At 52.3% G+C, this 10,030-nt stretch carries 11 protein-coding genes (1 of these 11 only partly in view); 3 read left to right on the forward strand and 8 right to left on the reverse strand.

Translation table 11 applies throughout. The features are described from left to right. Positions 1-81: 81 nt before the first annotated feature. Entirely contained in the window at positions 82-780 is a 699-nt protein-coding gene (locus tag FCN51_RS24080; RefSeq protein ID WP_160257054.1) for an HAD family hydrolase, read from the forward strand. Positions 781-793: 13 nt separating this feature from the next. Here FCN51_RS24080 and mobA read toward each other — a convergent pair whose 3' ends face one another. Genes mobA through FCN51_RS24105 form a run of 5 tightly spaced genes read right to left on the reverse strand, consistent with a single transcriptional unit; the run spans position 794 to position 5,619 of the window. Further along, positions 794-1,600: a molybdenum cofactor guanylyltransferase gene (gene mobA / locus FCN51_RS24085; RefSeq protein WP_160257055.1), complete on the reverse strand. Its 807-nt coding sequence runs from the start codon at positions 1,598-1,600 to the stop codon at positions 794-796. Next, positions 1,597-2,385 (reverse strand): sterol desaturase family protein, encoded by a 789-nt coding sequence (locus FCN51_RS24090; protein WP_003625306.1) that lies wholly within the window; start codon positions 2,383-2,385, stop codon positions 1,597-1,599. The genes mobA and FCN51_RS24090 overlap by 4 nt, the downstream gene beginning before the upstream one ends. After that, positions 2,382-3,476: an LptF/LptG family permease gene (locus tag FCN51_RS24095; RefSeq protein WP_201762575.1), complete on the reverse strand. Its 1,095-nt coding sequence runs from the start codon at positions 3,474-3,476 to the stop codon at positions 2,382-2,384. Before FCN51_RS24095 ends, FCN51_RS24090 begins: the two co-directional genes overlap by 4 nt. Next, positions 3,473-4,672, reverse strand: a complete 1,200-nt coding sequence (locus FCN51_RS24100) for an LptF/LptG family permease (protein ID WP_160257057.1) — start codon at positions 4,670-4,672, stop codon at positions 3,473-3,475. The genes FCN51_RS24095 and FCN51_RS24100 overlap by 4 nt, the downstream gene beginning before the upstream one ends. Continuing rightward, positions 4,669-5,619, reverse strand: a complete 951-nt coding sequence (locus FCN51_RS24105) for a metallophosphoesterase family protein (RefSeq protein ID WP_201762634.1) — start codon at positions 5,617-5,619, stop codon at positions 4,669-4,671. Before FCN51_RS24105 ends, FCN51_RS24100 begins: the two co-directional genes overlap by 4 nt. A gap of 95 nt (positions 5,620-5,714) precedes the next feature. On the opposite strand from FCN51_RS24105, the gene FCN51_RS24110 reads away from it, so the two are divergent. Together FCN51_RS24110 and FCN51_RS24115 are read left to right on the forward strand one after the other, a co-directional pair. Then, positions 5,715-6,695: a diacylglycerol/lipid kinase family protein gene (locus FCN51_RS24110; protein WP_160257059.1), complete on the forward strand. Its 981-nt coding sequence runs from the start codon at positions 5,715-5,717 to the stop codon at positions 6,693-6,695. 24 nt (positions 6,696-6,719) lie between these two features. After that, on the forward strand, positions 6,720-7,673 hold the full coding sequence (locus FCN51_RS24115) for a hypothetical protein (RefSeq protein ID WP_160257060.1): 954 nt from the start codon (positions 6,720-6,722) through the stop codon (positions 7,671-7,673). 5 nt (positions 7,674-7,678) lie between these two features. Here FCN51_RS24115 and spt read toward each other — a convergent pair whose 3' ends face one another. The 3 genes from spt to FCN51_RS24130 all read right to left on the reverse strand — a co-directional run. Next, the gene (gene spt, locus FCN51_RS24120) at positions 7,679-8,893 is read right to left on the reverse strand and encodes a serine palmitoyltransferase (RefSeq protein ID WP_003625318.1); all 1,215 of its coding nucleotides are present in this window, start codon (positions 8,891-8,893) and stop codon (positions 7,679-7,681) included. 6 nt (positions 8,894-8,899) lie between these two features. After that, positions 8,900-9,151, reverse strand: coding sequence for an acyl carrier protein (locus tag FCN51_RS24125; RefSeq protein ID WP_003625320.1), 252 nt, complete (start codon positions 9,149-9,151; stop codon positions 8,900-8,902). Between the two features lie 132 nt (positions 9,152-9,283). Further along, positions 9,284-10,030: the 3' end of a fatty acyl-AMP ligase gene (locus FCN51_RS24130; protein ID WP_035362397.1), read on the reverse strand. Its footprint extends 1,020 nt past the window's final position; 747 of the gene's 1,767 nt are visible here — the last part of the coding sequence; the start codon falls outside the window, past its right edge; it ends in the stop codon at positions 9,284-9,286.

The following is a 10,030-nucleotide window of genomic DNA, read 5'->3' on the forward strand; positions in this document are numbered from 1 at the left end:
TGTCAAACGTCTCCACACCGGAAAACAAACATGCCAATATCATAAAAGTTTTCAGATATTTACTCGGCAAGGAAAAACTGCATGTCCACACCTCGTCTTGCTGTTTTTGATATGGACGGCACATTGCTTGATTCCGTGCCAGATCTGGCTGCGTGTAGCCGGGAATTGCTGGAAATCTGCCATCTTCCACCGCTGACAGATACAGAGGTGCGCACCATGATAGGCAATGGCGTGCCTGCTCTGGTGAAACGTGTTCTGAATGCAGGGCGTGAAAAACAGAAGGCCATAACTGCGCAGCCTTATGCCTTACCGTTTACGGAGGCCGAAGCTGTGCAAAGGTTTATGGAGCTTTACACGCCACGGGCCACGCAGCTTTCACGTTTATTCCCCGGCACACAGCAGGCATTGGAACAGTTGAAAGATGCTGGATGGTTGCTGGCTGTATGTACCAACAAGCCAGAGGTGGCCGCTCGACGTATTTTGGATGATTTTGGCCTGGCATCACTTTTTACAGCAATAGGCGGAGGTGACAGTTTTGCAGCCCACAAACCAGATCCTGCGCATTTATTGGAGACAATCAAACAGGCGGGAGGGGAAGTTTCGCGCAGCGTGATGATTGGGGATATGCCGCCAGATTATGGGGCCGCTACAGGAGCCGGCGTGAAGTTTGTGTTTGCTGCATGGGGGTATGGTTCCAGCGCATTGGCAGCACAGGCAGATGGCCAAGCAGCTAGTATGGCGGACATTCCTTCCGCACTGCATGCATTGCTGCCGGTCTAAATCTGAAGAAATTTTATTTCTGTCGTGTTTGTGCGAAAGAACAAGCGGGAAGGGTGGAAGCAAGTTCCTCTGCCAACACAACATCGGCAGGTTTATCTACATCCACAGCAGCGCGGCCATCAGAAAGCGGAACAAGTTCTGCTTTCGCGCTGGTGAGGCGATAGATGCGTTGATACAGCGCGTGGCGTGTCAGCTTGCCACATAGGGCGCGGAGCAAAATACTCGGCCCTAAAACCCATGCAACACGCAAAGGGTGCTTGCGGTTTTTCTCTACATGCCGCCACAGGTCTGCCACGCGGGCAGAAACAGACGTGCGGAATAAAAACAAATTGCAGCCAGAAAAAGCCAGATCAGCCAGCCGAATATAGGTGCGCTGCGTATTGGGCACACCTTGCTTCACAGTTGTTTCTGCCGCAACGGCCACAGCAAGATCGGCTTGTGGATGGCTCTGGCTGAGCAGTTCCTGCACCCAGCTTGGCTGGAGTAGGGCATTATCTGCGGTGGTCACCAACAAAGGTGTGCCATAGCGCGCAAGGCCAGCCAGCACGCTTGCGCTAGGGCCTTCAGGGCGCGCAGGAATAACGTCTATGCCTGCGGGAATGATGGAAGCGATAATTTGCGGGTTTTCAATGCACACAGCAATGCGGGTGACCTGAGGCACCTGTTGGAGTGCATCAATCACCCTTAAAAGCATAGGTACCCCGCCAATAGGCAGAAGCGCTTTGTGAGAAACGCCTCCGGCCAATGCAACGGGATCTGGCTTGCCGGGGCGAGAGCCAGCCAGAATAAAGGCTGTAATGCCTTGGGAGGAAGCGGTCATGCCGCTTTCCTGTTCTCCGCCGCCGGGCGTGCACCATCGGGGCGGTCACGCGGGGGGGCACCAGTCAGATCCATCACCCACGGATACTGTTGGGCTTCCTTAACATCGTAACCTAGATTGAACACCGTGGGGCTACGGGGGCGAGCTTTGGCATCCAGATAATATGAGCCAAATATCCGATCCACGACAAAGCTGGTAATGCCAAAGTTCCCATCTTCATCATGGAAGTGGTGCAGCACATGGCGCGCTTTCATACGCTGGATCCAACTTGAGCGGGGCTTGTAGTTGAGGTGTTGGATGCAGTGGAAGAATTCGTAAATGCAGGTAATGGCAACGCCCGTACCAAACGCTGTGGCCGCAGCCCCAATGCCACCAATAAGATACCCAATGGGGATGGTTACCGCCCCAATGGTTGGCAGTGTTGTAACTGGTGCACCAAACAGAACATCCAGCAGATGCGGGTCCTGATGATGGTCAAAATGGATGCGCTTCCACAATGCAGCCGTCCATTTCATTTTATACAGAATACGGCCATGCAGCACATAACGGTGCAGCAGGTACCATACCACGGGGTACACGATAACAACCGCTACCAGAGAAACCAGCGTTGGCCACCAGCCAGCAAAAAAATACGCAGCCAGCGCAGCAGAAGCAATAACCAGCGCAAAATAGAGCAGGATGGTTGGGTAGGTAAGATATGCCACCCAAAGCTGCCTGAGGTTCATTTTCCCCAGATCAAAGCTGCGCCCGGTTTTAAGCGACGAGTTATTTAGCGTTCCGCTCATCGTGTTTCATTCCTCAGGAGCACAGTAATGGCCCCCAGTGTGAAAATAATCAGTGCGGGTATGGTAGCAATTGCCGGTGGTAGCAACCCCGCATTTCCCATTGCGCGTAGCATACCCTGCACAATAATAAACAACAGCCCGCTGCCCAAGCACCATACCGGCACCCAGCTGCGCGTTCCTGTCCGTGGAGGGATATAGATTGTGGGCAACGCAATCAACAAAAGAACAAGCAGGGATGCTGGACGCAAAAAGCGTTCAAGCAGCCCAGCCTCCAGAAAACCGGGGCTGGTATGGGATGGCAGGCGCCCACGTAACATGCCCAGAATGGTGGTGGAAGAAAGCGGCGGATTTTCGGCAGACAGTCGAATAAACTCCCACGGATGCAGGCTTGTATCCCAGCCCATGTCCTGAACAGAAGGCAGACGTGTGGTTTTTTCGCCCTCCACGGTAATGCTATCAACATTGTGCAGGAGCCAGCCACGCGTATGCGTGTAATCAGCCGATTTGGCGTGAAGAATCTGTTGTAGCCGTCCGCTGGCATCACGGATGTAGATATCTACCTTGGTCAGCATATTGCCGCCATCAGATGTATAACCAATATGGGCAATACGGTTGCTATCATGAAACCAGAAGGCGTGCCCGTTTTCTGGGTGCGGGTCTGTGCGGTTCCACCATGCGGCCAAGGCCTGTTCAGACCGAGGGGTGACCTGATCATCCAGCACAACACCGGCAAAGCCAATAACGAGCGTAGCCGGGATAAGGTATTTATATAGGCCAAAGGTAGAAAGACCGCAGGCGCGTAGGATGGCAATCTCGCTGGCCAATGTCATCTGGGTGAGCATAAGCAGCGCACCAATCAGCACACTTAATGGAAGCGCACCTGCCAACAGAAAAGGCGCGCGCATGGCCGCAAAACTTAGAATACCCTGTATGCCCAAGTGCCGCTGTAAAATAGGTGTGGTTTGTTCAAGCAGAGCCAGAATTTCAAGAAGTCCGACAAGAACGGCACCACAAAAAATCACGCGCGTGAGCAACGCCATGGAAAGATAGCGGAGAAGAACGTGGCGGGGCATGCTTGAAGATTGGCTCATGGCAGGGCTTTTTGGGCAGATGAGCGGGAACGCCAGGCTTTTAACACCTGAAAACTGCCAGACTTATAAAGCAGCAGGAGCGTGCAGCCGACAATAAAGACCAAAGCAGGCCCCCAGATAAGCAGAAGCGATGCCTTTTTTGTGGCAACCATGCTGTGGCCAAACTGGATGATGTGGTCAAACCCAACCATAATAATAAAGGCCAGAGGCAGACCGGCATTGTTGCGTTGGCGCTTGCGCATGAGTGCCAGAGAAGCCGCCAGCAGTGGAATAAAAGGCACAGTCAGGCTGCGCGCCATACGAAAATGCACTTCAGAGCGCATATGTGGCCGGGAAATGGAAGGATCATGCCGGATCAGGCGGCCAACCAGTTCGGGAGATGTCAGTTCTCGCTCATCCTCGCCGCGGGTACGGAATGGGGAGATGTGAGAGGCATGCGTCAGGTAGCGTGTTGAATGATCAAATGTGACCAGACTAGGCACGCCATCCCCTTTATCCGTGACAATCACGCCATTGGTCAGATCAATCTCAACGGTTTCCCCATCTGAACCGATGCGGATATGCCCATTGCGCGCTGTAATATCGCGTTCCTGCTGTTCAGACAGGTCTCTGATAAAAACGTTCTCCAGATCAGAACCGCTTTGAGAGACCTTGTCCGCAACAATGGTGAGTTGGGACGAAGGGCTGGCAAACATGCGGGGCTGTAAACGCGGTGCCCAGCCCGTATGGCTGGCAATATAAAAGGTTGAACGGAAATCATACCGCGCGTGAGGCTGAATAAAGCCATAAAGCAGGAAGGAAAGAACACCTAAAATAATGCCCAGCTGGATATAGGGGCGTGTGATCCGCAGCAGTGAAAGACCACTGCTGTTAATGGCATCAATTTCTTCATTCTGGCTCATGCGGCGGATGACGGTAAATACCGCCACGCAAAGCGCTGCGGGAATAGCCAAGCCAAGATAATGGGGCAGCAAGGCCGCTAGCAGGCCAATAAAGATGCCAATGTGGTTGTTGCCCGCAGCCAGCAGATTGAACAGCACCAAAAGGCGTTCAAGTATCAGGGCAATCATCACCACAGACAGTGCCACCAAAAAAGGCGGCATAACCTGAGCAATCAGGTAACGGTCTAATGTGCCGGGGCGAAGCGAAGCAACAATCCGGCGCAGGAAAGGCACATTGAGCATGCGGGCTGTCATAGCGAGGTTGCGGGCAAAAAGCGATGCGCACGGCACACACGCCTCATCTGGCTGTCTTGCAAGCTTCCATCAGGCATTAAGCTGCGGTGCTGAATGGTGATGTGCCAGATGTCGGGCCGCTTGTGCACGGAAATAGTATTCCAGCCCGCACTTTTTTCCGGTTCATCCGCAATATGGGAAGCCGAAGTGCTGCTGACCGCCAGAATATCTGTGCCCGGAATAGGAGTGATTTGCGCACGATGAGAATGCCCGTAAAGCACAAGTTCAGCACCTTCTGCACGCAATACATCTTGAAACGCCTGAAAGTCATCCAGCCCTTTGCGGCGGCTGACAATACCTTGCGCCGGAGGGTGATGGAGTAACACAATCCGACATAAACCCATAGCGCGCGTGCGGCGCAACAGATCCGCCAAAAGCACAAGCTGAGCTTGCCCTGCCTTGCCAGATGCCAGAAAAGGCAGGGTAGGAATGGCTGTGTTTATTCCAATAAGGGCCACATGCTCTTTGACCAGTAGCGAAGGAGCTGCTGGTTCAGATTGTGTGCGGTTATGTAGCCATTCGGCCCAGAGTGCCTGTTTGACAGCACTGTTCTCTTTTATCAGCGCATCATGATTGCCCGGAATAAGCAGTGCAGGGGGCAAATCCTGCTGTAAAAGCCACTGCCGTGCGTTCTGAAATTCCTTGAGCAGGCCCAGATTGGTCAGATCCCCCGTCAGAGCAACCATATCCGGGTGAAAATGGCGGATATCCTGCATAATTGCCTGCAACGCCGGTAATTTATGCAGATGCCTGCGCCCCAGTTGCCATGACAACAAACTGAGAATGCGCTTGAAGCGGATTTCCTTCAAAGAAGGCAAGCCGACAAGTGGCAGATGTGGGTCAGACAGGTGGGCGATATGAACGCAGGACAAGAAAAACACATCTCCGATGACGGGGTATGGCCCCACGGCATGTGACAAGAGCCATAACAGCCTTTATACCATCGCCCGTAGCCGGGGCAAAAGGCGCTGGCGTTTTTGTTTGTTTATAGCAAGAGTGCTGAATGTCCGATCGTTTTGCCCTGATATACAATCCTCGTAGCCGTCGGAATTTGAAGGCAGATCCCAAGTATCTGGAACTTACGGGCAAAATGTTGGGGCCCTTGTTCTGCTCCCCTAGAACGCATGCTGCACTAAGGCAGCAAGTTTATGCCCTGTTACAGCAAAAAATAAGCTGTCTGGTTGTAGATGGGGGAGATGGCACAGTCGGGCACGTTCTCAGCGCACTGTATACGTCATCTTGCCCACCAGAGCAGTGGCCCAGTATTGTTGTATTACCCTCTGGTAATACCAACCTGATTGCCACAGACGTTGGGTTTGGTAAGCGTGGGGTTGAGGCATTACAGATTTTGCAAGCGCGTCTTGCATCTGGGCGCCTTCTTTCCGATGTGCGGCGCAGGCAGCCTCTGGTTGTCACGCGGGACGGCCAGAAAGATGGGGCGTCTCTAGGCTTCTTCGGTGGTTTAGGTGCTTTTGGGCGCGGGATTGAAATTGCGCATGACCCCAAAATTCTAAAGAATTACTCGCATGATGCCGCTGTTATGGCGACATTGTTTGTAACTGCGTGGCAATTGTTAAGCCCCAAACATAGACGCGGCTGGCTGGAAGGCACAAAAGTTACAGTGGAGCGGGATGGCGAGGTATTGCCCGAACAGGATCATTTTCTGTTTTTATGTACAGCTTTGCATCGCTTGCCCCACGGTATTTGGCCTTTCTGGCAGAATCTGAAAGAAGCAGACCGAGGGATTAGCTATCTGGATGTTGCTGCTTTTCCTCCACATTTGGGGCGTGCAGTCTGGAACTTGCTGCGGGGGAAAGCACCGCAATGGCTACGGCAGAATGCGGCTTATAGGAGCGGTTCGGCAACGGAACTGGTGTTGCGTACAGATCAATCCTTTATTCTAGACGGTGAAGTTCTGCCCCCGGGGCAAGATGGCAGCCTGACTGTTTCTGCGGGTCCCGTAGTTTCTTTTGTGCATGTTTAAAACGTTCTGGTGGAAAAGCAGTTCATGAAGGGTATTCGGCAGGGGCAGAAAGAAATTTTCACCCTTACAGAGCAAGAACTGCATACACCAGTATCCCCTTTGGTTACGGAATTTGTGCATAATCTTTTAGGCGATGCACAACCATTAGGGGTTCTGTTTTATGGATCTGGCCTGCGGGGCGGGATCCAAGATGACACCCTGCTGGATTTTTATATTATCGTAGATAAACAGGCAGACTGGCCCAGAACAAGGCTTTCCTGTCTGGCAAATGCCCTTTTGCCTCCTAATGTTGAATATCATGAATGTAGGGTAGGGGAGCATCTTCTGCGGGCCAAAGTTGCCATTTTGTCCCTTACGCAGTTTCGTGCTCTAACGCGCCCACACACATTGGATACCACGGTATGGGCGCGCTTTTCGCAGCCTGTTCGGTTGGTATGGTGGCGAGATAGTAAAGCGCAAGAAGCGCTGCATGCTTGTGTAATGCGGGCGGTATTGACTGCCGCATGGTGGGCGGCACAGCTTGGCCCGGATTCAGGCAGCGTTCTGGATTATTGGAATGCTTTGTACCGCAATACCTATCGGGTTGAATTGCGCGTTGAAAAAGCAGGCCGTGGGCAAAGTATTGTAGATGCTTATATCCAGCGTTATGCGCAGCTTTTGTTGCCGTGTTGGCAAATGCTGGGCATTCCATATGCATCTCAAGATCAGATTGTAACGCCGCAAATCCCGCAGGAACAAAAGCAACATGCCATTCAAAAATGGGCATTACGTGCGTCTTGCGGGCGGCCTTTAAATATTTTGCGCCTGCTTAAGGCAGCTTATACTTTTACAGGTGGAGCACGTTACGCTGCTTGGAAAGTCCAGCGTCATAGCGGGATAGAAGTGCCGCTTTCTCCGTTTGCAGAAAAACACCCCTTGCTGGCAGCGCCGCCAATTGTTTGGCGGTTATGGCAACAAGGGGCGTTTAAACGCAAATAAGAATTTTATGCTGCGGTAGCCGCGGGGGATACGCCTACTTCTGCGGCAGCTTGCCGGAATATGGCAATAGCCTGAGCAATTTGCTCTGGCGTATGGGTGGCCATTACAGAACAACGCAGCAAAGGCCGAGAATCAGGCGTTGCCGGAGGAAGGCTAAGGTTTACGTACACACCAAGCTCCAGCAGTCTGTTCCACATGGGAATAGCTTCTTCAGCCGTTTCCAGTGTAACAGCAATAACAGGGGTGGCCTGTTTGCTGGCATTTAGCCCGATATCTACAAAACCGGCATGAAGTTGCTGAGCATTGGCCATAAGCTGTTTACGCAGTTCTGGATGCGCCTGCATATCGCCCAAGGCAGCCGTTGTTGCCGCAATAACTTCTGGCGGAAGGGACGCCGTAAACATGTAAGGGCGGCAGTTCAGACGTACAAATTCCAGTTCAGGATGATCGGATACGCAGTAGCCACCAACAGTGCCAAGGCTTTTTGAGAATGTGCCGACAATAAAGTCTACATCAGCTTCCACACCATCGGCTTCAGCCGCACCGCGTCCGTTTTCACCCAACACACCAAAGGAGTGGGCTTCATCTACCAGAAGGTATGCGCCGGTTTCTTTTTTAACGGCTACAAATTCTGCAATCGGGGCCACATTGCCCGTCATGGAATAAATACCTTCAACCACAATCAGTTTGGCGCCGGGTGTGCCATCCATGCGTTTAAGGCGTTTGTAAAGGTTATCTGGGTCATTGTGGCGGAAGCGGATCACTTCAGCAGCACTTAGGCGGCTGCCATCGTAAATACTGGCATGGCTATCTGCATCTAAAAACAGATGATCGCCCTTGCCAGCCAGAGTGGAAATGATGCCCAAGTTGGCCTGATAACCAGTTGAAAAAACCATGGCATCACGGCGGCCAAAAAATGCGGCAATATCTTTTTCAAGCTGCCGATGGAGGGATTGCGTACCATTTGCAATGCGCGAGCCCGTAGTGCCTACGCCACACGCGGCAGCAGCTTCCTGCGCTGCTCGAATAGCGTTTTTGGATTGGCTAAGGCCCAAATAATTATTGGTACCAAAAAGAAGCGTTTCCCGACCTTCAATAATTCCAACAGTTGAAGATACAGGTTTTTCAATAACAACAGCAAAAGGGTTGCGGCCACCAACGGCGATTACAGAACCCAGCGCGCCTGCCGTACCTTCAAATTTGGAAAATAGTGATGTCATCCACGCTCACCCTTTGTTTTTCAGAGCGACAATGCATGCGGCAAGGTCATTGATTGTCCGGATATCGGCCAGTTTGTCGAGCGGGATGGAAACATCCAAGCTGTCTTCAACTTCCATAACGAAGTTCATGACGGCCAAAGAATCAAATGCGAGATCTTCCATGATCTTGCAGTTACCATCAATGTCACGCGGAACCTTCGGGTTGGCGAGGAGCTTTTGAATGATCAGCGCGGAAACGCTTTCAACGGTTTCGCTCATGTCGGATCCTTCATCCCTTAAGGGCGTTTGTTTTGTGCCGAGCTTGTGCTCGCAGTGCCGCCTTATGGGTGAAAAAGGCCAGTTTGACCAGCCTTTCTCCTCATAAAGGGGCGATAAAATCCCGTAGACCGGTCAGGCGACTTCAGACTGCTGCTCAAACGCGCCGCTGAGATACATGGTACGGGCTTTTGCACGGGTTAGTTTGCCAGAAGATGTCTGCGGCAGTGCATGGGGCGGCACCAATACAACAGAAACTTCCACCCCATGAAGGCGGCGGAACAAACTGGTAGCTTCGGCTTTCAGCTTCTCGCGCGTGTCGGTAGCAGAGGCACGGCACTGAATAAGCGCCACGATTTCCTCATGGTCACCTTTTTCCAGCGAGAAAACGGCCACATCTCGGCTGCGTAGAACAGGAATATGCGTTTCGGCAGACCACTCCAAATCCTGTGGCCAAATATTGCGGCCATTAATAATAATCAGGTCTTTGGCGCGGCCCGTTACAACTATCTGCCCATTGAGCATATAGCCAAGGTCACCAGTGTTCAGCCAGTTATCTGCATCCAGCGTTTTGCTGCTTTCTTCCGGCATACGGAAGTAACCGCTCATCAGGCTTGGGCCACGCACATAAATAGTGCCAACTTCTCGGTCACTTAGCACGCGGCCATAACTGTTCCGAACCTCCAGTTCATGTCCGGGCAGAACTTTCCCGCAAATAACAAAGGTGCGGCTTGGCGTATCCGCACTGGCGGGTGGGCGTGCAATTCCTGTGCTTTCTAGCGCGGGAAGGTCAACCGTATCGGTTTCTATGCCCGTATCAAGCGGTGCAAAACTGATGGCAAGCGTAGCTTCTGCCATACCATAGCTGGCCACAAACGCTTT

The sequence above is a fragment of the Acetobacter pasteurianus genome (assembly GCF_009914215.2).
GTDB classification, from domain to species: domain Bacteria; phylum Pseudomonadota; class Alphaproteobacteria; order Acetobacterales; family Acetobacteraceae; genus Acetobacter; species Acetobacter pasteurianus.